The 19,499-nt window shown below is 62.8% G+C and carries 16 protein-coding genes; 4 read left to right on the top strand and 12 right to left on the bottom strand.

The features are described from left to right. Positions 1 to 129: 129 nt before the first annotated feature. Both TX72_RS11985 and TX72_RS11980 read right to left on the bottom strand, forming a co-directional pair. Positions 130 to 849 (bottom strand): pirin family protein, encoded by a 720-nt coding sequence (locus tag TX72_RS11985; protein ID WP_011129225.1) that lies wholly within the window; start codon positions 847 to 849, stop codon positions 130 to 132. Then, entirely contained in the window at positions 849 to 1,364 is a 516-nt protein-coding gene (locus TX72_RS11980; RefSeq protein ID WP_011129224.1) for an NADPH-dependent FMN reductase, read from the bottom strand. Before TX72_RS11980 ends, TX72_RS11985 begins: the two co-directional genes overlap by 1 nt. A gap of 100 nt (positions 1,365 to 1,464) precedes the next feature. On the opposite strand from TX72_RS11980, the gene TX72_RS11975 reads away from it, so the two are divergent. After that, positions 1,465 to 1,818: a winged helix-turn-helix transcriptional regulator gene (locus TX72_RS11975; RefSeq protein ID WP_011129223.1), complete on the top strand. Its 354-nt coding sequence runs from the start codon at positions 1,465 to 1,467 to the stop codon at positions 1,816 to 1,818. Here the strand turns inward: TX72_RS11975 and TX72_RS14945 are convergent. From TX72_RS14945 to TX72_RS11960, 3 genes are all read right to left on the bottom strand, one after another. Further along, positions 1,788 to 2,501: a rubrerythrin family protein gene (locus TX72_RS14945; protein ID WP_011129222.1), complete on the bottom strand. Its 714-nt coding sequence runs from the start codon at positions 2,499 to 2,501 to the stop codon at positions 1,788 to 1,790. The two genes, TX72_RS11975 and TX72_RS14945, sit on opposite strands and share 31 nt — an antisense overlap. Before the next feature lie 61 nt (positions 2,502 to 2,562). After that, positions 2,563 to 4,365, bottom strand: coding sequence for a diflavin flavoprotein (locus TX72_RS11965; protein ID WP_011129221.1), 1,803 nt, complete (start codon positions 4,363 to 4,365; stop codon positions 2,563 to 2,565). Further along, on the bottom strand, positions 4,365 to 6,113 hold the full coding sequence (locus TX72_RS11960; protein WP_011129220.1) for a diflavin flavoprotein: 1,749 nt from the start codon (positions 6,111 to 6,113) through the stop codon (positions 4,365 to 4,367). Before TX72_RS11960 ends, TX72_RS11965 begins: the two co-directional genes overlap by 1 nt. Positions 6,114 to 6,196: 83 nt before the next feature. Between TX72_RS11960 and TX72_RS11955 the strand changes: the two genes are divergently transcribed. Continuing rightward, positions 6,197 to 7,495 carry an NRAMP family divalent metal transporter gene (locus TX72_RS11955; RefSeq protein WP_042504506.1) on the top strand — a complete coding sequence of 433 codons (1,299 nt, stop codon included), beginning with the start codon at positions 6,197 to 6,199 and terminating at the stop codon, positions 7,493 to 7,495. Between the two features lie 85 nt (positions 7,496 to 7,580). Here the strand turns inward: TX72_RS11955 and TX72_RS11950 are convergent, their stop codons facing one another. From TX72_RS11950 to TX72_RS11930, 5 genes are all read right to left on the bottom strand, one after another. Further along, a complete protein-coding gene (locus tag TX72_RS11950; RefSeq protein WP_011129218.1) occupies positions 7,581 to 7,967 on the bottom strand; it encodes an Hsp20/alpha crystallin family protein in 387 nt (128 codons plus the stop codon). Positions 7,968 to 8,133: 166 nt separating this feature from the next. After that, on the bottom strand, positions 8,134 to 8,610 hold the full coding sequence (locus TX72_RS11945) for an MEKHLA domain-containing protein (RefSeq protein WP_011129217.1): 477 nt from the start codon (positions 8,608 to 8,610) through the stop codon (positions 8,134 to 8,136). 7 nt (positions 8,611 to 8,617) lie between these two features. After that, positions 8,618 to 9,499 carry an SWIM zinc finger family protein gene (locus TX72_RS11940; protein WP_011129216.1) on the bottom strand — a complete coding sequence of 294 codons (882 nt, stop codon included), beginning with the start codon at positions 9,497 to 9,499 and terminating at the stop codon, positions 8,618 to 8,620. Between the two features lie 2 nt (positions 9,500 to 9,501). Continuing rightward, the gene (locus TX72_RS11935; protein WP_011129215.1) at positions 9,502 to 12,693 is read right to left on the bottom strand and encodes a DEAD/DEAH box helicase; all 3,192 of its coding nucleotides are present in this window, start codon (positions 12,691 to 12,693) and stop codon (positions 9,502 to 9,504) included. Then, on the bottom strand, positions 12,690 to 13,079 hold the full coding sequence (locus TX72_RS11930) for a hypothetical protein (protein ID WP_011129214.1): 390 nt from the start codon (positions 13,077 to 13,079) through the stop codon (positions 12,690 to 12,692). Before TX72_RS11930 ends, TX72_RS11935 begins: the two co-directional genes overlap by 4 nt. 52 nt (positions 13,080 to 13,131) lie before the next feature. Between TX72_RS11930 and alaS the strand changes: the two genes are divergently transcribed. Next, positions 13,132 to 15,801 carry an alanine--tRNA ligase gene (gene alaS, locus TX72_RS11925; protein WP_011129213.1) on the top strand — a complete coding sequence of 890 codons (2,670 nt, stop codon included), beginning with the start codon at positions 13,132 to 13,134 and terminating at the stop codon, positions 15,799 to 15,801. Here the strand turns inward: alaS and speA are convergent. Continuing rightward, positions 15,792 to 17,726 (bottom strand): biosynthetic arginine decarboxylase, encoded by a 1,935-nt coding sequence (gene speA, locus TX72_RS11920; RefSeq protein ID WP_011129212.1) that lies wholly within the window; start codon positions 17,724 to 17,726, stop codon positions 15,792 to 15,794. The genes alaS and speA overlap by 10 nt on opposite strands. A gap of 113 nt (positions 17,727 to 17,839) precedes the next feature. On the opposite strand from speA, the gene ndk reads away from it, so the two are divergent. Further along, the gene (gene ndk, locus TX72_RS11915) at positions 17,840 to 18,295 is read left to right on the top strand and encodes a nucleoside-diphosphate kinase (protein WP_011129211.1); all 456 of its coding nucleotides are present in this window, start codon (positions 17,840 to 17,842) and stop codon (positions 18,293 to 18,295) included. On the opposite strand, the gene thiO is transcribed toward ndk, so the two are convergent. Then, positions 18,271 to 19,425 carry a glycine oxidase ThiO gene (gene thiO / locus TX72_RS11910; protein WP_011129210.1) on the bottom strand — a complete coding sequence of 385 codons (1,155 nt, stop codon included), beginning with the start codon at positions 19,423 to 19,425 and terminating at the stop codon, positions 18,271 to 18,273. The two genes, ndk and thiO, sit on opposite strands and share 25 nt — an antisense overlap. Positions 19,426 to 19,499 lie beyond the last annotated feature (74 nt).

The following is a 19,499-nucleotide window of genomic DNA, read 5'->3' as shown; positions in this document are numbered from 1 at the left end:
GACTGGGCGGGATTCTGAAATTTGCCGTCGCCGAGATCCTTTGCAAGGCAACACATGTGATCGGTGCGACGCGCAAGTGTATCGAGCGCTACTGCGTTGTTATTTGGGCATGAATCCACATTTGGCGGTTCAGGCCAGGCTGAACAACAGAAGATCGGCGTCGTCGCTCTGGCTGGTCAGGGTCCAGTTCCGCTGGTTTCGCAATCCCAGGCCATCACCTGAATGGAGCGCATCAGGGGCATCGCCATCGATGCCTTCCAGCTGGACGGAGCCGTTGATCAGCTGCAGCCAAAGGGTGTCACCACTTTCCTCAGGCAAGGTGAGGTCCTGCCCCTGCTTGGGTTGCGCCCGCCAGAGCCGCACTGGCCGGTCGATGGCCATGGCCCCCTGGCTCGGGTCTGGATTCAGAAGCGGTGTCCAGGCCTTGCCGACTTCGATGTGGCGTTGCTCGTAAGACGGTTCGAGTCCCTTGTGGACAGGTTCAATCCAGATCTGCAGAAGGCGACAGGGCGACTCGCCTTTGTTCATCTCACTGTGCACGATCCCCGTGCCAGCGCTCATGCGTTGCAGCTCCCCTGCCCGCAGCACTTCCGCGTTGCCCATGGAGTCCTGGTGGTTGATCTGACCTTCCACCATCACCGTGATGATTTCCATATCGCGGTGTGGGTGCATCCCAAAGCCTTCACCGGCGGCAATGGTGTCGTCGTTGATCACCAGCAGCGGGCCGAACCCCATCCAGTTGGAATCGTGATGGCCGGCGAAGGAAAAGGTGTGCCAGGAATCCAACCAGTCCCTCTGGCTGTGGAAGCGTTCAACTGCGGGGCGGATCAGCAGGTTGGGTTGGGTCATCACAGCGCGAGCGGTTGGCGTTGCAGCAGACGCTTCACGACATCGTCGATGCTTTCGTCTTTGGCGGGTTTGCTGAAGTTGCTGAGGAGCTGCCGGCCGATCACGTCTGCCCCCAGATGGGTGAGTTGGATCCGCATCGAAATCAGCACTTCCATGCCACCGCCTCCGGAGTGGGTTCCAATCGCGATGGGGCGGCCGTTGAACAGGCTGCGGAAATCGTCATCCAGCACGGAGAGCCAGGCAATGGAGTTGCTGAGTACCGGTGGGATTGACCCGTTGTATTCCGGTGCGCAGATCATCCAGCGGGGGGCAGCGTGAAGACGATCCCGCAGGCTGATGAGATCTGCTCCTGCCCCAGCCGCTTGGACCCGTTGGGTGTAAAGCGGAAGGCTCAGAACGGTGAGATCGATCAGCTCGGCCTGGGCTTGACGTTGGCTGGCGGCATGGACGCAGCGTTCGGCCAGCTTGAGGTTTTCGCCGTTGCTGGCGGCAACAACAATCAGATCCGGTGGCATCGAGAGGAAGGCGATTCGGGGTGCTCGAACGATCCTGCAGTCATCGGCACGGCTGCACAAGAACGCACGCAAAAGTGGGTTGGTGACCGGACGGTGACCTTTGGACCATCAGAGAGGTTTTCAGCAAGGAGAGCACCAGGGCGAGTGCAAGGCCGAGCTGGCTCTGAAGGTGATTCAGGGACGCTGGAGCGTACTCATCCTTCGAGAATTGGTGGATGGCATTCAGCGTTTCTCTGATTTGCAGCGGGCGCTTGAGGGCGTCAGTCAGAAGGTATTGACCGCCCAATTGCGTGATCTGGAGGCTGATGGCGTGGTGCATCGCACGATTCACCCCGAGGTTCCCCCGCGCGTGGATTACGCGCTGACGGACCTCGGGATAGAGCTATTGCCTGTGCTGGATGGGCTGCACGCTTGGGGTGAACGTCAGGCCGACTTCAATGCCGCCTCGCGGTAGGGCACAAAGCTCGCCTTGCGGGCTCCGCAGATCGGGCACTGCCAGTCGTCGGGAATGGCCTCGAAGGGCGTGCCAGCCACGATGCCCGAATCGGGGTCGCCTTCGGCTGGGTCGTAGATCATCGAGCAGACCTTGCAAATCCATTTGCCCGGGACAGGTTCGTCGGCCTGGCCCGTGACGCCTTTGCCTTGCAGAGCCTGCAGGGCGACGCCATAGGTTTCAGCGTGATGTTGTTCGATCGGGGTGAGCAGGCCGAAGTTTTTGGCTGCTGTTCGGAAGAGGCCGGCGTGCTCCTTTGATTCGCTGCTTTGCTCAGCGAACTCTGCTTCGGCTCCACTGTCTCGGTCTTGACGAGCCTGAGCAGCGAATTCTGGATACATCGTTGTGTACTCGTAGGTCTCCCCTTCAATCGCCAGCTCGAGGCAGCGACGAAGCATCCCCTGTTTCTGCGTATCGCTGAGGCTGCTGGCGTCATCGATCACCAGTTCGGGGTGGAGCAGACGGAAATGGGCGAAGGCGTGCTCGGTTTCCTGGGCCGCCGTATCCCGGAACAACTTGGCGAGGTCGTTGTGGCCGAGTTTTTTGGCGACATCGGCGAAGAGCAGATATTTGCGGTTGGCCATGCTCTCCCCGCCAAAGGCGGATTCGAGATTGGCCTGGGTGGAGGGTTTGGACAGATCCATGACGAATGAAAGCTGACCCTGAGACTAGCCCTAACTCATACCGACTATGAGTTAGGGCTGATTAATAGTTGGCCCCGCTGCGGCGTTGGTGCACGGCGGTTGATCCGGCTGGATCGAACAGGCCTCCATGGAGCACTTCCGCGTACACCAGCCAGTGGTCGCCGCATTCCATGCGCTGCTTCACGCTGCCCTCTAACCACGCCAGTGACTCCGGCAACAGCGGTTGATCACCAGGGCTCTCCTGGAGCTCAAGTCCGGCAAAGCGGTCCGCACCCGGTGCAAAAGGCTGCAGGAATTGCTTCATCGGAGCCGTTTCACGGCCTTCAGCCAGCACGTTCAACGCAAAGCGGTCGCCCTTGTGAAGGAGTGCTTCCACGGCCCTGTCCTTGGCCACGGCCACGGTGATCCCCGGAGGAGTGAAGCTGGCCTGGCTGACCCAGCTCGCCACCATGGCGCCACTGAGCTCTCCCTTGCGGGTGGTGAGCACACAAAGGGAGCCGATGACCCGACCGAGGGCCAGGACCGCCGGATCGCTTCGGCTTTCACTGAGGCCGCCAGCACTGCGCCGCTGCGCTTTTTTCTGAGCCTGCAGAAGCTGTCGACCAAAGCGGGTGCCGATTTCCTCGAGCTCCTTCACTTTCATGGCGTCGGGGCTGAATTTCACCCGGATCGGCTCGAATCCGAAGCTGAAGCCGCCATCGCGGAGCTTGGTTTCCAGCAGGTCCACAGCTTCACCGCTCCAGCCGAAGCTGCCGAACACGCCAACGGGTTTATTGCGATCGCCTTCCGCCAGAAGGGTGCCCAGGGCCGAGACGATCGGAGTGGGTGCATGGCCGCCCAGGGTGGGTGATCCGATCAGAACCGCGTCAGCCTGCTGAATAGTCCCGATCAGTTCATCCGCTGAAGTGAACTCACAGTTGAGACTGTTCACCCGGATGCCGGTGCGGCTCACACCCTGGGCCAGGGCATCGGCAATAGCGGCGGTGTTGCCGTAAGCGCTGGCAAACAGCAGAGCCACATTCAGGCTGGCGTTCTGCTGGCCTTCTCCCCAGCGGCGGTAATCACTCAGCAGGCTGCGCCAGCTGTCTTCGATCGCAGGTCCGTGGCCCGGGGCAATGGTGCGAATGTCCAGCTCCTCCAGACGTTCCACCACCCCTTCCACCTGACGGGCCATCGGTGCCATCAAGCAGTCGTAGAAGTGGCGTCGTTCTTCCTCCGTGCTGGTGCGGTTGGTTTCGGCCCATTCCTCTGTGCACAGATGGGCGCTGAAAAACTTGTCGCTCATCAGCAGCCCCAGGCTTTGCTCAAATGCGAGCAGGCCCCCTGGCCAGCGGGGTGTCGGTGTGGCGATCAGCTGCAGGCTGCGCCCATGGGCCATGGCCAGGGTTTGCTCGTGGCGAATCACCCGCAGCGATGGCAGATCCGGCAACGGCGGTTGCTCTTGCTCTTCTCCAGGAGGGGATGGCTTCCGCTGCGTCCAGAGTTCCTCAAGCAATTTGGCGCCAGCGTTGGAGGTGATCAGCTCCAGCCCTGAGTAGGTCTCAGCGAGGCTGCGCAGCAGCGCCACGCGGTTGGGGTTGACGTGACCCACTACCACCAGCAAGGGATGGGATGCGTCTGGCAGCAGCTTCGCCAGCGCCGGAAGGAAGACAGCGCTGTAGGCCGCTCCGGGGGGATGCACCAGAACTGCGGGTTGGTCGTCCCCGGCGGCAAACAGCACACTGTTGGCGGTGCTGCCGCGTTCCAGGGCATATTCCAGCTCGAAGCGATGGCGTTGGGGGCTCAGACCGCGCAGAGCCACCACACCAGTGTCGATCGGAATTTGAAGCGTGCGTCGCTCGGTGCGGGTGCTGGTCACGCTCATCAGTAGTGGTTGCCCACTTTGCGGTGGTGCACGGCGGTACTGGCTTCGGCATCGGCCACATTGCCCTGCTCCACCACGGCGTAGATGATCCAGTGGTCGGGTCCTTCCATCCGTTGCTCCACCCGGCAACTGAGGTAAGCCAGGGCATCGGTCAACACAGGGCCGCCATCCGCAACCCCTTCCAGCACGTTCACGCCGGCAAAGCGATCAGCACCAGGGGGAAAGCGCTTGAGGAAATGGCGCAGCAGCGGTTGGTGGTTGTCCTCCCGCAGCACATTGAGCACAAAGCGGTCCTCCACCTGCATCAAGGCCTCGATGGCCCTGTCCTTGGCGACCGCCACCGTGAGGCCCGGCGGGGAAAAGCTGGCCTGGCTCACCCAACTGGCCACCATGGCGCTGCGGCGCTGGGATTCCCCCTCGCCCTGGCTCGCTGTCACCACGTACAACCCGCCGCTGATCCGCCCCAGGGCTTTGTCCAGATCCCCATCCAGGCTCTTCATGGCCGCGATGGCTTTCTCCTTGGTCAGCAGCTGGCCGAGGTCGGTGCCGGATTCTTCGCAGCGCTGGTAATCGCTCCCCTGCGGAAGTTGACGAATGCGCAGCGGAGCGAAGGCCTGCTTCTGGCCCTGGCTGCGCAGCTGATCGGCCACGGCGTCAATCGGCTCATCGTTGCCGCCAAACGCATCAAAAACGCCCACCAGTTGTTTGGGGTGAAGGGCAGCCAGCAAGGTGCCGATGGAGGCCTGCAGCTCTCCGTCCGGTTCCGCTGGCCAGGTGGGCACCACCACCGCTTTGGCATCTCCAATCAGCGCCGTCAGTTCCTGAGGGTCCGTGGCGCGCAGGTCCACCAGCTGCACCTGGGCTTCGGCCTTGCCGATCCCATGGGCGATGGCTTGGCTGATCCGATCTGAGAAGCCGTATTGGCTCAGATAGCAGACGGCTGCATAACTCTCACCCTTGCTGCGTTGACCACTCCACTCGCGATAGTCGTTCACCCAGTGGCTGAGGTGGTGGCGCAGTAGGGGGCCATGGCCGACAGCGATCGTGTTGATCTCCGGCAGTCCGCCCATGCGTTTGAGGGCTTGCAACACACTGCGGGCGTTGGGCCCCATCAAGCAGTCGTAATAGAAGCGGAAGTCCGGGGCGATGGCGCCCGGGTCACTGTCGAAGACGTCGTCGGAGCAGTAGTGGAGGCCGAAGGCATCGCAGGTGTAGAGGATGCCGGTGCCGTGATCGAAGGAAAAGATCGTGTCTGGCCAGTGCAGGTTCGGAGCACTGAGGAATTCGAAGCGATGCTGGATGCCGCTCTCCGGGTTGGTTCCAAGATCCAGCTCCTCGCCGGACTTCACAGCGCGGGACTTGAAGGGCCGGTGCACCTGGTCCTGCAGGAATTGCAGCGCCACCTTCGAGCCGACGATCTCAATGTCGGGGTTGAGGTCGATTAGGTCGCCGATCAATCCGGAGTGATCCGGTTCGGTGTGGCTCACGATCAGCACATCGATGGCTGTGGGCTCGATCTGCTCCTTCAGCAGAGGAATCCAGGTGTCGCGGAATTTGGCGTGGCTGGTGTCGATCAGGGCAGTGCGCTCACCGCGCACCAGGAAGGCGTTGTAAGTGGTGCCGTTACGCAGGCCGAACTCGATGTCAAAGCGGCTGCGATCCCAGTCGAGCGAACGGATCGTGCACGTATCACCGGCGATGGCCTCGCACTGCAGCGACAGCTTTGGTGCAGCGGCAGCGACGACCATGGGGCGTTGATGAAGTGGAGTTGACTCTAAGAAGGTTGTTCAGACCGGTGACGCTGGAGGATGACGCCAGTTGCAAGCCACTGATGGCCCCCAGCTCCCTGCGTCGGAGCATCGGTCCGGGAATCCTTCTGGCCGGTGCCTGCATCGGGGGATCCCACCTGATGTCGTCCACCACGGCCGGGGCACGCTTCGGCTTTGCCCTGGTGGGGTTGATCCTGCTCACCAACCTGGTGAAGTACCCCTTTCTGCGGGTTGGAACCCGCTTTACGGCCGCCACAGGCCTGTCGCTGTTGGAGGGCTTTCAGCGGCGAAATACCGCCTATCTGCCCCTATATCTGCTGGTGAGTCTGGTGACGGGCACGGCGACGATTGCGGCGGTCAGCTTTGTGGCGGGGCTGCTGCTCACCAATGTCCCAGGCCTGACGGGGCAGGACCCCTATGGCCTGTCGATCGCGGTGCTAGTGGTCTGCGGTCTGGTGCTGCTGCTCGGTCATTACCGGGCACTGGATCGTCTGTCCAAGCTCTTGGTGGTGTTGCTCACCCTGCTCACGGGGGTGGCGGCGTCCTCCCTGCTGATCCGCGGTCCGGTCGGGGATGTGGCCGCCAGTTGGGTGTCCACCGATCCCACCCCCTGGACCCTGGCCAACCTGGCTTTCCTGATCCCTTTAATGGGCTGGATGCCGGGGCCGGTGGAGATGTGCGTCTGGCCGTCGCTTTGGATGTTCTCTCGAGCCCGGGACACCGAACACACGGCGACGCCACAGGAGGCTGAATTCGACTTCAACCTCGGCTACGGCATCACGGTGCTGACTGCGCTGTTCTTTGTGATCCTTGGCTCCTACACGATGTATGGCAGCGGCGATGGGATGCTTGCGGGAAGCGGAGTGTCCTTCGCCCAGAAGCTGATCAAGCTTTACACCGCTGCGATGGGGGGCTGGGCGGCCTGGGTGATCATCCCAGCGGCGTTTTCAGCCATGTTCAGCACCACGCTCACCTGTCTGGATGCCTATCCCCGCAGCATTGCGGCGATCCAGGGTCTGTTTCGCCAGAGCGACAGTGGTGATGCTGCACCAGGGCCGTTGCAGCGCCGCTTCGATCCCTGGGTGGTGGTGCATCTGCTGGCGGCAGTGGTGGCGCTGGTGGTGGCCAAAGGCGGCGGCATCGGTGTGAAGGATTTCGTCTTCGGCGCGATGACTGGCAGTTTTCTCACCGCCCCCCTGTTCGCCTGGATGGCGATGGACACCATCAACAGCAGCCTGGTGCCTGAGGAGCATCGCTACCGCCCGCTGACCCGGGCCTTCTGCTGGTTCGGGCTGGTGTTTTTCAGTGGCTTCAGCCTGTTGTTCATCAGTCGTTTTTTCCTGGGGCTTGGTGCGGCCTGAGGCCGACTCCAGGGCAACGAAAAACCCCCGCCACGGCGGGGGTTTTTCGTTCGTCGTGATTCGTGTGTCGCGGTTTGAGAGCCCTTCAGTCCTCCAGTTGGACGGAGACGCTGGTGTGGTTCACCGCTTTTCCTGCCGTGATCTCAAGGATGCCGTCGCGGAAATTGGCGGTGAGCTCCTCGCGGTTGAGGCTGTAGGGGAAGCGGAAGCTGCGGCTCCAGGTGCCGCTGCGGAACTCGCTCAACAGAACGGTTGCCTCATCGCTGCTGGCGGTGCGCTCAGCGCTGATCACCAGGTTGCGATCGGTGGCTTTGATGTCGATGGAGTCCCGCTGAACGCCGGGTAACTCCAGTCGTACGACATAACCGTTTTCGGTTTCGACGATTTCGGCATTGGGCACCCGCTCAGCGGTGGCGATTTGCTGTTCGAGACGCTCGAACAGGTCAAAGGGGGATTGGCGCAGGGTCAGCATGGTTGTTGCTCCGAAGAGTGAACATCTGCGGACTGGGTTGATCGCCCGCATCGACAATCTGCGCGGTCTGGATGAGAACCAGAAGGGTGTGAACCGACCATTTCGATTCGGTCTGTACCCCTTGATTCGGTTGCCACGACAGGAATGGTGTCCAAACCGAACCGTTTCAGATCCACCACCAATCGTGAAAGCAGGCGGCCTGGCCGATCGTGCGGTTCTCTTCATCCAATAAGGTCCAGATCCGGGCGTTGCGGATCATGAAACGCCGGCCTTGGTGATCGATATGGACACCCCCATAGCCGCGCATGGCGTCCTGGGTTTGTGCCTGTTTCAGCGCTTGTCGACGATCCGATCGGACCTCATCTGGAGCGGTGAGTCGTGAAGGCATGCCGACCATGTCGCCCCAGCGTCGCCCCCAGAGTTGCAGTGCTGCGGCGTTGGCATAGATCAACACAGGGTCGGCGCCGATGCCATGGGCCAACACCGGAAAGCCGCAGCTGAACAGCTCCTGACAGCACAGCCGCATCGATTGACTTGATCGCGCCGCTGCGATCAGGGGCCGCTGGAAGGCCCGTTGATGGGAGCTCAGCAGCAGGGCAGTCAGGCCGCGCTTCTCGGCGCTCAGCCAGGGTGCATCCCCCATCAGCGGTTCAGCTGCCGGCTGTCATCGCCTGGACCATGGCGCTCTGGGCACTGGCCTGACCGTGGGCTCGCAGGTTGGCGAGGAAGGTGTCCCGCGCTTCGGGAAAGCATGGATCTTCGGCGAGGGGGAGTTCCCCGGCCGCATCCAGGCCCGTGTCACCCTCCAAAGCTGCTGTGATCACCACAAGATCGCCATCCAGGCTGCGTTCGTAGCGCCACCACAGGGCTGGATCCAGCACGGCCGGGTGCGGCGGCAGAGGTGCGGTCTCTTCCGTTGGGCTGCTGTCGTCATCAGCACTGGCTTGTTCCGCCAGCTTGGTGAGCACCTCGCGGCGCTGTTCCGCCAGATCCTCCAGCAGCTTGGTGCGGTTGCGCCCCCGCAGCTGGAACAGCACGAAGGGGTCCTCGCTGAAGCGATCCCCCATCAGGAAATACACGGCGCTGATGTGTTTACAAGGGTTGGCCTTGTCCGGGCAGCTGCACTCGCTGCGCACCTCCTGCAGCTTGAACGGGAACAGGCGCTTGCCACTGGCGGCGAAGGCCCGTTCGATATCCGACGGCATGATTCCCGCCAGCAGCTGAGCTGACCAGCGGGCTTTTTGCGTTAGGGCCTCCAGCACATAGCCCCAGTCCTCGTCGTTGAGCACATCCAGCCAGAGCTTCACCTTGTACGGGTCTTCTCCGGTGCCCTGCACCCGGGCGTGCACTCGGCGGCCTTCAAAACGGATCGAGGTGACGTTGCCTTCGCGGGCGTAACCCCAAGCGCGTTCCAGTCGCTTCTTGAAGCGGTAGCCGTTAATCAGCTCCATCCACTGCTCTACCCACCAGGGTTGCTGGCCGAGCCCCTCATCGCCGAAGGCTGTGATGCCGTTGTTGTTTGAGATCGTCATGGTCAGGTGTCCTCCAGGGCAACGAGATTGCGCAGCTGATCACCGGCCAGGCACCCGAGCCAGTCTTCACCGGAACCGATCACATCCTCTGCCAGGCGCGACTTCTCTCGGATCATCCGGTCAATTTTTTCTTCTACGGATCCGCTTGTGATGAATTTGTGCACCATCACCCGGTTGGTCTGGCCGATCCGATAAGCACGGTCGGTGGCCTGGTTCTCTACCGCAGGGTTCCACCAGCGATCGATGTGGAACACGTGGCTGGCCCTGGTCAGGTTCAGACCCACCCCGCCGGCTTTGAGCGACAGCAGGAACAGCTGCGGGCCGCGGGGGTCCTCCTGAAAACGATCCACCATGGCCTGCCGTTCGTTTTTGCGCGTCCCTCCATGCAGGAAGGGCACATCCGCCTTCCAACGTTGTTGCATCCAGGACTGCAGCAGATGGCCCCACTCGGCGAACTGGGTGAACAGCAGCGCCCGATCCCCTGCTTCGATCACCTCATCGAGGATTTCCTCAAGCCGTTGCAACTTGGCGGAGCGCCCCAGAAAGCCGTCGTCAACAGCGTTTTCACTCAATGCCAGGGCCGGATGGTTGCAGATCTGCTTCAGGCGGGTGAGCAGTCCCAGCACCTGACCATGGCGCTGTCCACGAGGCGCCCGGGCAATGGCATCCAGGGTGTCTTCAACGGTTTTGCTGTACAGCGATTTCTGCTCCTTGCTCAACCCCACCCATTCGCTGAGTTCCACCTTCTCGGGCAGATCGGAAATGATCGTCTTGTCGGTTTTCAGCCGGCGCAGGATGAAGGGGCCGACCCTGGCTTTTAAGTCCCGTAGGGATGCCATGTCGCCATAGCGCTCGATCGGCATCCGGTAGCGCTGACGGAAGAAGTCTTCTTCTCCCAGCACCTTGGGACTGAGGAAATCCATCAAAGCCCAGAGCTCGCTGACCCTGTTCTCCACCGGTGTGCCCGTGAGGGCGATGCGGAAGCGGTTGCCTTTGGCTGGTCTGGCCAGGTCTCGGGCTGCCTGGCTCTGCTTGGCACTGGGATTCTTGATCGCTTGGGCTTCATCGATCACAACCCCCTGCCAATCCTGAGACTCCAGCAATTCACTGTCCCTCTGCAGTAGGCCGTAGCTGGTGAGGACTAAGTCGACATCCTTCAACGCCTTCTTCAGCGCAGCCGGAGTGGAGGGACGCCGCGGTCCGTAGTGCTCGCGCACCGCCAGTTCGGGGGTGAAGGCTTCCGCTTCCCGTCGCCAGTTTGTGAGCACCGATGTGGGGGCCACCAGCAGCACCGGGCGCTTCAGTTCCTGCTCTGCTTTCAGGTGCTGCAGGAAGGCCAGCAGCTGGATGGTCTTACCCAGACCCATGTCGTCCGCCAGGCAGGCGCCTTGGTCGAAGCGGTTGAGGAAGGCCAGCCAGCCCAGGCCACGCTCCTGGTAAGGCCGCAGCTGGCCGCAGAACCCCTCCGGCGCTGGCAACGGATCCGGGGCCTTCTGCTGGTGGTACTGCTCCAGCACCGCCTGCAGCCTGGGGCCGGCCTCAAAGCGATGCACCGGCAGACGCATCAGCAGATCGCCTTCGGTGGCGGTGATCCGCAGGGCATCGTCCAGGCTGAGCTCCGGGTTGGCACCGCAGAAGCGTTCGGCGTTTCTCAGATCGTTCGGTCGCAATTCGATCCAGGCCCCCTTGTGGCGCACGAGGGGGCTGCGTTTGCCGCTCAACCGCTCCAGTTCCCGCAGGGTGAGCGTCACCCCGCCGATCATCAGATCCCAGCTCCAGTCGAGGGATTCGCCGAGGCTGAAGCCGCTGGAGCGCTCTGGCAGCTCCGCCTTGATCGCCAGACCCAGGCGGCTGGCCAGGCCCCCCGACAGGCTGGGGGGAAGGTCGACGCCGACGCCGGCATCCCGCAGCTGCCGCGCTGCGGTCCGCACCAGCACGAAGGCTTCGGCGGGGGTCAGCTGCATCGTGTCAGGCGTAGCGGTCTCCAGGCCCCTTTCGATCGGTGGGAACACGGTGAGGGCGCGTCCCAGACCCTCCAGCAGCACTTCACCGGGCTGCTCGACTGTCACTTCTCCCAACTGGAGTTGGTCGGCACCGGAGGCCCAGGCCGCAGCGGCGGGCAGCTTGAGGCTCGGATCCGACTCCGCCTGCAGCCCAAACCGCAGCTCCCAGAGCTCTTCTCCCTCTGCAGGTGTCTGCAGTTCCAGGCAGGTGCGTGCAGCGGCGAAATCTCCAGCGATGCCCTCGCGCCAATGGAAGCTGGCGCTGGCCAGCCGTTCGGCCTGTTCATCACCGATCTCAATCACCCCTGTTTCGGAGCCCAGGGCGTCTTGCCACAGGGTCAACAGGGGATCGAGGCCGTCGGTGGATGGTTCAAAGTCCTTGCGCAGCTGTGCGTCGACCAGATCCTCCAGCAGCGTGGCCACCCGCAGGCGGCCACTGCGGGGCCGGCAGCAGGCCACCGGGTTGGCGGCACGCATGGCCTCCGGACGCAGCCGTGTCATGCGGTTGCTGCGCCGACCCATCGGTTCCCGCCAGGGCAGGGCGCAGGTGGCCACCAGCGGCAGGCTGGCGGCCAGATCCTCCAGACGTCGCCGGTCCTCCTCGCGGTTGAGCAGAGGCACCCAACGGGCCCGGTGGGGATATCCCTCGCCTTTGCTCAGTTCCATCTGGGGAATCCAGCGCCCCCGGGCCACAAGGCTGAGGGCCCAGCGCTGCAGGTGGCTCCACCAGCGCAGCTCATCGGCCAGGTCTGGATTCCGTCCTGACAGGGGAAGGCGTGAGAGCCACTCCGTGGCGGCAGAGGGCTCGACAGCGAGGCCCTGGACTTGCCACGGCCACCATTCTGTCTGTTTCGGAATCGGCTCTCCGGCCTGCATCGGCAGACCGGTCCAGATGGGCTCTTCGGGCGCTGGTTCGGCCGTTTTGCTGCGGCTCTTGCGGGGTTTTACCGTGCGACTGGGCAGGGTGAGGCAGGCGGTGGCATCGATGCTGCCGCCTGGCAACAGGTCGCGTTCCTGAAGCCAGGCCTTGAGGTCGTCGGGTTCCAGGGTGAACGGGTGCAGCGCCGGAGTTAGCCCGGGGCCCTCTGGTGTCGCCACCCGCCAGGTGTCAGCCCAAATGAGCAGTGCCGGTTGGCCGGAACTGCCAGAGGTACGGATGGCGGGAAGCCAGGTGGCGTGCAGCAGGCTCATGGCCGCGACGCGGGCAGGAAGCGGTGGGTGCCGTGGAGCAGGACAGCACTGCCGATCAACGGCAGCCAAGCCTGGAGGAGCTCCAGTACCAATGATGCCAGAGCGTCTGCCTGCCAGTTGTCGAGCGTTAGGGGTAGGCCAAGGCTCCGCACACCGCAGATCGCCCCCACCAGGCCGGCCTGCAGGTGACTGTCATTGGGATCGACGCGTTGCAGGTGGAAGGCCAGCAGTCCATAGAACAGCCCACAACCCCCGGAACGGACGGCGTCCTCCAGGCCCCAGACCAGACCAAGCAGGGCAGCGCCGAGACCGGCGAGCAGGGCCCATCCGATCGACTGCAGCCGCAGTCGGGCGCGGACGTCGGCGTCATCGGGCTGGGCAGGCAAGGGTGCCGGCGGCTCTCAGGCGATCATGACCGCTGGATCCCCATTTCCTCCCATGGCCGCCGCCGCATCGTCGTCTTCTGCAGCGTCTGCCCCCCGCAGCGGGGAGGACATCCGCGAGGCCTTTCTCAACTTTTATGCCGAGCGCGGCCATCAGCGCATGGCCAGCGCCTCGTTGATTCCAGAGGATCCGACGGTGCTGCTCACCATCGCCGGCATGCTGCCCTTCAAGCCGGTGTTTCTCGGGCAGCAGCAACGGCCGGCTCCACGGGCCACCAGTTCGCAGAAGTGCATCCGCACCAACGACATCGAGAACGTGGGCCGCACGGCTCGGCATCACACATTTTTTGAGATGCTCGGCAACTTCTCGTTTGGGGATTACTTCAAGCAGCAGGCGATTGAGTGGGCCTGGGAACTCAGCACCCAGGTGTATGGCATTGATCCCAGGAATCTGGTGGTGAGTGTGTTCCGGGAGGACGACGAAGCCGAACAGATCTGGCGGGATGTGGTGGGGGTGAATACCAAACGGATCATCCGCATGGATGAAGCCGACAACTTCTGGGCCTCTGGCCCCACTGGCCCCTGTGGCCCTTGCTCGGAGATCTACTACGACTTCAAGCCCGAGCTGGGGGATGACGGCATCGATCTCGAGGACGACGACCGTTTTATCGAGTTCTACAACCTGGTGTTCATGCAGTACAACCGCGACGCCGAGGGCAACCTCACGCCGCTGGCCAACCGCAACATCGACACCGGCATGGGCCTCGAGCGGATGGCACAGATCCTGCAGAAGGTTCCCAACAACTACGAAACCGATCTGATCTTTCCGTTGATTCAGGCGGCGGCGGATCTGGCGTGTGTCGACTACGCGCAGCTCGACGACAAGGGCAAAACGTCGTTGAAAGTGATCGGTGACCACAGCCGTGCGGTCACTCAGTTGATCTGCGATGGCGTGACCGCCAGCAACCTGGGCCGCGGCTACATCCTGCGGCGGCTGCTGCGCCGGGTGGTCCGCCATGGCCGCCTCCTTGGCATCGACAAGCCGTTCCTGGTGACCATGGGGGAAGCGGCGATTGACCTGCTGAAAGGGGCTCACCCGGGCGTGATCGAACGGCAGGAGGTGATCCTGGCCGAACTCCAACGTGAGGAGGCGCGTTTCCTCGAGACGCTCGAGCGGGGCGAAAAGCTGCTGGCGGAGGTGCTAGCCAGCAGGCCAACGCAGATCTCCGGCGCCCAGGCCTTTGAGCTCTACGACACCTACGGCTTTCCCCTGGAGCTCACCCAGGAAATTGCAGAAGAGCAGCGCATCACGGTGGACCTTGATGGCTTTGAGGTGGCGATGGAGGAACAGCGTCAGCGGGCCAAGGCCGCGGCGGTGAGCATTGACCTCACCCTGCAGGATGCGATCGAGCAGGTGGCTGGTGATCAGCCCGCCACCGCGTTCAAGGGCTACGACGCCCTGGATCACCCCAGCACGGTGCAGGCGTTGGTGGTGAACGGGGCGCCGGCCTCAACGGCGTCGGCTGGAGATGTCGTGCAGGTGGTGCTCGACAGCACCCCCTTCTACGGCGAAGGCGGTGGCCAGGTGGGGGATCGCGGATCGCTCAGTGGTGTCGACGTGATCGTGGCCATCGACTCCGTGAGTCGCAGCCGCGATGTGTTCGTGCATTCCGGACGGATGGAACGCGGTCATCTGGCCGTGGGAGACACCGTCAATGCCCAGGTGGATCGGAGCTGCCGGCGTCGGGCCCAGGCCAATCACACCGCTACGCATTTATTGCAGGCTGCGCTCAAGCAGGTGGTGGATCCAGGAATTGGCCAGGCGGGCTCTTTGGTCGACTTCGACCGGCTGCGCTTCGACTTCCATTGCCCGACGGCGGTCACGGCTGAGCAATTGGCGCAGATCGAAACGTTGATCAACGGCTGGATCGCTGAGGCCCACTGCCTCGAGGTGCAGGAGATGGCGATTGATCAGGCCAAGGCGGCTGGTGCCGTGGCGATGTTTGGCGAGAAGTATGCCGATGTGGTGCGTGTGGTCGACGTGCCCGGTGTGTCGATGGAGCTCTGCGGCGGTACCCATGTGGCCAACACCGCCGAGATCGGCCTGTTCAAAATCGTTGCGGAAAGTGGCGTCGCTGCCGGCATCCGCCGGATTGAAGCTGTCGCTGGCCCGGCCGTTCTCGCTTATCTGAACGAGCGCGATGCGGTGGTGAAACAGCTGGGGGATCGTTTCAAGGCCCAGCCGGCCGAGATCGTTGACCGGGTGACGGCGTTGCAGGAGGAGCTCAAGGCCACCGGCAAGGCGCTGGCAGCGGCGCAGGCGGAGCTGGCTGTGGCCAAGGCCGGAGCTCTGGCTGCCAAGGCCGAGGCCGTGGGTGAGTTCCAGCTGCTGGTGGAACGCCTCGACGGCGTTGAAGGTGCCGGTTTGCAGGGGGCAGCCCAGAGCCTTGCCGATCAGCTTGGGGATGGTGCGGCCGTGGTGATCGGCGGTCTGCCAGATCCCGGCGACCTGGGCAAGGTGATCCTGGTGGCGGCCTTCGGCAAGCAGGTGATCGCCGCCAAGCTCCAGGCTGGCAAGTTCATCGGTGGCATCGCCAAGCAGTGCGGCGGCGGCGGCGGCGGCCGCCCGAACCTGGCCCAGGCCGGGGGGCGCGATGGTGCTGCCCTGCCTGGTGCCCTTGCGGCCGCTCGCTCAGAGTTGGCGGCAGCGTTGCCTCAGTCTTGAAGGTACGTGGTTTGGCGCAGGCTGCTTTCGAGGTGGTCCAGCAGCCGTCGTGATTCGTCGATGCGGAGCTGGCCGTCGTTGATGGCCGCCTCCGCCGCCACCCGCAACCGCTCCAGCAAAACCCGGGGGTCGTGCTCCATGGCCTCCAGCACATCGGCATTGGTGTCACCCCGCACGACGTGATCAATGCGATAGCTACCGCCCGGGCTGAGGCGAATGTGCACGGCATTGGTGGTGCCGAACAGGTTGTGCAGATTGCCCATCACCTCTTGGTATGCCCCGCTGAGAAACAGGCCGATCAGATAAGGGTTGTTGTCGTCGAGCTCGTGGAGCTCCAGCAACTGTTTGGGTTGTCCATCTCCGATGAAGCGATCCAGTCGTCCATCGGAATCGCATGTGAGATCGGCGAGGTTGGCCAGTCGGGTGGGCCGTTGATTCAGCTTCTGGATGGGCACCACCGGAAACAGCTGATCGATGGCCCAGGTGTCGGGTGCTGAGCGAAAGATCGACAAGTTGGCGTAATAGGTTCCCGCCAGCGCTTTGCTAAGTGCTGCCAGTTCTTCCGGGATGGCTTGTTCCTTCGGGAGCCGTTGGGCGATGGCATCAGCGCAGGCCCACGTCAGTTGTTCTGCTGAGGCGCGGTCGGGGAGACCCATGTACCCGAGCCGGAACGCGGCGAGCGCATCCTGCTTGAACTTCAAGGCATCGTTCCAGGCTTCCTGCAGCCGCACCAACTGCGCGTCTGCCGTCCCCGATAACTCTTGAATGGTGACGAGGGTGTCCCGCAGGTTGCGAACAGTGAGTGGTTCGTCTCCACTGGCGTTGGGAATTGATGCCGAGAGTGCGCTGCTGCCCAGGACGTCGAACACCAGCAAGGAGAAATGGCTGGCAATGGCGCGGCCGCTTTCGCTCACCAGCGTGGGTACGGCAACAGCATTGGGCTCACAGCATTCCCGCACCGTGGCCACCACGTCGTTGGCGTAGTTCTGCAGCGAATAGTTGGTGGAGGCCGCCGATGCGGTACGGCTGCCGTCGTAATCGATGCCGAGTCCACCGCCCACATCCAGGAACCCCATCGGGGCCCCCAGTCGGGTGAGCTCCACATAGATCTGCCCCGCCTCCTGGAGAGCGTCCTTGAGAACGGCGATGTCGTTGATCTGGCTGCCGATGTGGAAGTGCAGCAGACGTAGATCGGGGAGCAGGTTGCTCTCCCGCAGCCGCTCCACGGTTGCCAATAACTCGGGAATGGAGAGACCGAATTTGGCCTTGTCGCCAACGGAACTGCCCCAACGCCCTGTGCTGCGGCTGGAGAGCTTGGCCCGCACGCCGATGTATGGGGCTGCTCCCAGGCTCTTGCTGGCTTCAATAATCCGGTCGACTTCGTCCGGCTGTTCAATCACCACCACCGGCTGCCGTCCCAGACGTCGCGCCAGGATTGCGGTTTCGATGTACAGCCGATCCTTGTAGCCGTTGCAGATCAACAACGCCTCCGGGTCATCCAGCAGCGAGAGAGCGATCAGTAGCTCCGCCTTGCTGCCAGCTTCCAGTCCGAAGTTCCAGCGCTTGCCACAGATCACCAACTCTTCCACCACATGGCGTTGTTGGTTGCACTTCACTGGGAAGACCCCCTGGTAGCGACCCGTGTAGCTGTACTGAGCGATTGCCCGTTCGAACGCTGCATGCAGCCGCTCGAGACGGTCTTCCAGGATGTCGTCGAAACGGATCAGCAGCGGCAGTCCGAGGTTGCGACCTCGCAGTTCTGACACCAGTTCGACCAAATCCAGGCTGCCGCCGCGTTCGCCTTGCGGTTGAACGCTGATATGGCCACGTCCATTGATGGTGAAGTAAGGCTCGCCCCAGCGGTCCAGCCCATAGAGCGCTGCGCTGTCTTGGATCGACCAGCCTTCGCTGTCAGCCACCTGCACTCGCCTGGGTTTAAGCGGAATCTAGGGACATCTCAGCTCTGGCCCATGGCCTGTACTTGCCAAGCGGGGTGGCCAGCACTGACGATGGCGGCGCTTTTCATTCATACCAATCCATGGCCGAACGCACGTTCATCGCCATCAAGCCCGACGGCGTCCAGCGCGGTCTGGTAGGCGAGATCCTCGGCCGCTTTGAGCGCAAGGGATTCAAGCTGGTGGGTCTGAAGCAGATCACCCCAAGCCGCGCCCTCGCCGAGCAGCACTACGGCGTCCATAAGGAGCGTCCCTTCTTTGCCGGTCTGGTCGATTTCATCACCTCCGGTCCTGTGGTGGCGATGGTGTGGGAAGGCGATGGTGTTATCGCCAGCGCTCGCAAGCTGATCGGTGCCACCAAGCCCCTCGAGGCTGAGCCCGGCACCATCCGTGGTGATCTGGCCGTCAACATCGGCCGCAACGTCATCCACGGTTCTGACGCACCGGAAACCGCTGAGTTCGAAATTGGTCTGTGGTTCGACGCTGCTGAATTAAACGATTGGACGCCTTCTGATCAGACCTGGCGCGTTGAAGCCTGATCGATCTCAGGCTTGCTGAAACGGTTCCAGCGGAATGCCCCCAGCAATGTCGTCATGGCGTTGTTGGGGGATTGTTCTGTGATGGCATCAGCGGTCAGTTCCGCGGTGATCGCTGCAAGGAGAACACCGTTTCGGTGATGTCCACAGGCCAGCCATAAGCCTGGTGTCGGACCAGGGCCGAGCAGGGGGCCTTCGTCGGGTGTGCAGGGCCGGAATCCCCACCACCGCTCCATGGGCGGCCAGTGCGTGGCCATTGGTAACAATGACTCGATACCGGCTTGCAGTTGTTTCTGTCCCGCAGGAGTGAGGCCACCAGCAAACCCTGTTTCGACTTCGCTGGTGGCTCCCACCACGATCAGGCCGTCTTCTCTTGGCACGAGATAAGTCCCTGGGCCAAAGATGACCCGCTTCAACGCTTCCCGCGGAGCTTGTAAGGACAGCATCTGTCCTTTCACGGGAAAGACGGGGAGTTCCGAAAGCAACTGACGACTCCAGGCACCGCTGCAGAGCACGGCTTGATCGCAGGGGAGTTGCTGCGTGTCTCCCTGGGCGGTCATCAGAGTGACGTGAGTTATTGAGCCATGGGGGCCGCGCGTCATGGATCGCACCTCCGCCCCCTCCAGAAATCGCACCCCAAGCGAGACGCAGGCGCGTTCCAGGGCGCGCATGAGCTGCCGGCGGTTGTCGATCTGGCCGTCTTGATCGAATAAAAGACCACTGGACCAGCTGGGGCCGATTCCAGGGAGTTCCCGCTCCAGCCCGGCTCTATCGAGCTTCATTCCGGCAGTGGCCGTGGGGTATTGAGCTCGTTCTTCGTCGCTGCGAAACGGAACCACGATGCCGCAGGCTCTTAGCCCGCAGCTCAGGCCGCTGTCCATTTCAATCTGCGCAACCCAACGCGGGATGAGCTTGAGACTGGCCTGCCCCAGTTGCAGCAGCGACCCTGACAGCCCCTCGGCATGGGGCGCGAGCATCCCAGCAGCTACGAATCCCGCTGCTTCACTGCGGTTGCGGCTGATCACCTGAACAGCCGTCCCGCGCCGGGCCAGCTGGTGGGCCACCGCCAAACCCATCAGGCCGCCACCCAGGATGAGGGTTGGTCGTTGGTCGGTCCGATTCAACGGATTCATGGCTGAGCTGATGGTCTCGACAAGGGCGTTCCAAAGCCCCTCCTTTCCATAGGATCACTCAGACAGACTCATTG

Origin of the sequence: Parasynechococcus marenigrum WH 8102, assembly GCF_000195975.1 — a bacterium.
Classification (GTDB): domain Bacteria; phylum Cyanobacteriota; class Cyanobacteriia; order PCC-6307; family Cyanobiaceae; genus Parasynechococcus; species Parasynechococcus marisnigri.
The sequence above is the reverse complement of the archived record's forward strand: the minus strand, read 5'-3'. Positions and strand labels throughout refer to the sequence as shown.

Coding starts and splice junctions, on each gene's coding strand:
- TX72_RS11985 (WP_011129225.1), bottom strand. CDS start 849: ATGACCCAACCCAACCTGCTGATCCGCCCCGCAGTTGAACGCTTCCAC.
- TX72_RS11980 (WP_011129224.1), bottom strand. CDS start 1,364: ATGCCACCGGATCTGATTGTTGTTGCCGCCAGCAACGGCGAAAACCTC.
- TX72_RS14945 (WP_011129222.1), bottom strand. CDS start 2,501: ATGGATCTGTCCAAACCCTCCACCCAGGCCAATCTCGAATCCGCCTTT.
- TX72_RS11965 (WP_011129221.1), bottom strand. CDS start 4,365: ATGAGCGTGACCAGCACCCGCACCGAGCGACGCACGCTTCAAATTCCG.
- TX72_RS11960 (WP_011129220.1), bottom strand. CDS start 6,113: ATGGTCGTCGCTGCCGCTGCACCAAAGCTGTCGCTGCAGTGCGAGGCC.
- TX72_RS11955 (WP_042504506.1), top strand. CDS start 6,197: ATGGCCCCCAGCTCCCTGCGTCGGAGCATCGGTCCGGGAATCCTTCTG.
- TX72_RS11950 (WP_011129218.1), bottom strand. CDS start 7,967: ATGCTGACCCTGCGCCAATCCCCCTTTGACCTGTTCGAGCGTCTCGAA.
- TX72_RS11945 (WP_011129217.1), bottom strand. CDS start 8,610: ATGGGGGATGCACCCTGGCTGAGCGCCGAGAAGCGCGGCCTGACTGCC.
- TX72_RS11940 (WP_011129216.1), bottom strand. CDS start 9,499: ATGACGATCTCAAACAACAACGGCATCACAGCCTTCGGCGATGAGGGG.
- TX72_RS11935 (WP_011129215.1), bottom strand. CDS start 12,693: ATGAGCCTGCTGCACGCCACCTGGCTTCCCGCCATCCGTACCTCTGGC.
- alaS (WP_011129213.1), top strand. CDS start 13,132: ATGGCCGCCGCCGCATCGTCGTCTTCTGCAGCGTCTGCCCCCCGCAGC.
- ndk (WP_011129211.1), top strand. CDS start 17,840: ATGGCCGAACGCACGTTCATCGCCATCAAGCCCGACGGCGTCCAGCGC.
- thiO (WP_011129210.1), bottom strand. CDS start 19,425: ATGAATCCGTTGAATCGGACCGACCAACGACCAACCCTCATCCTGGGT.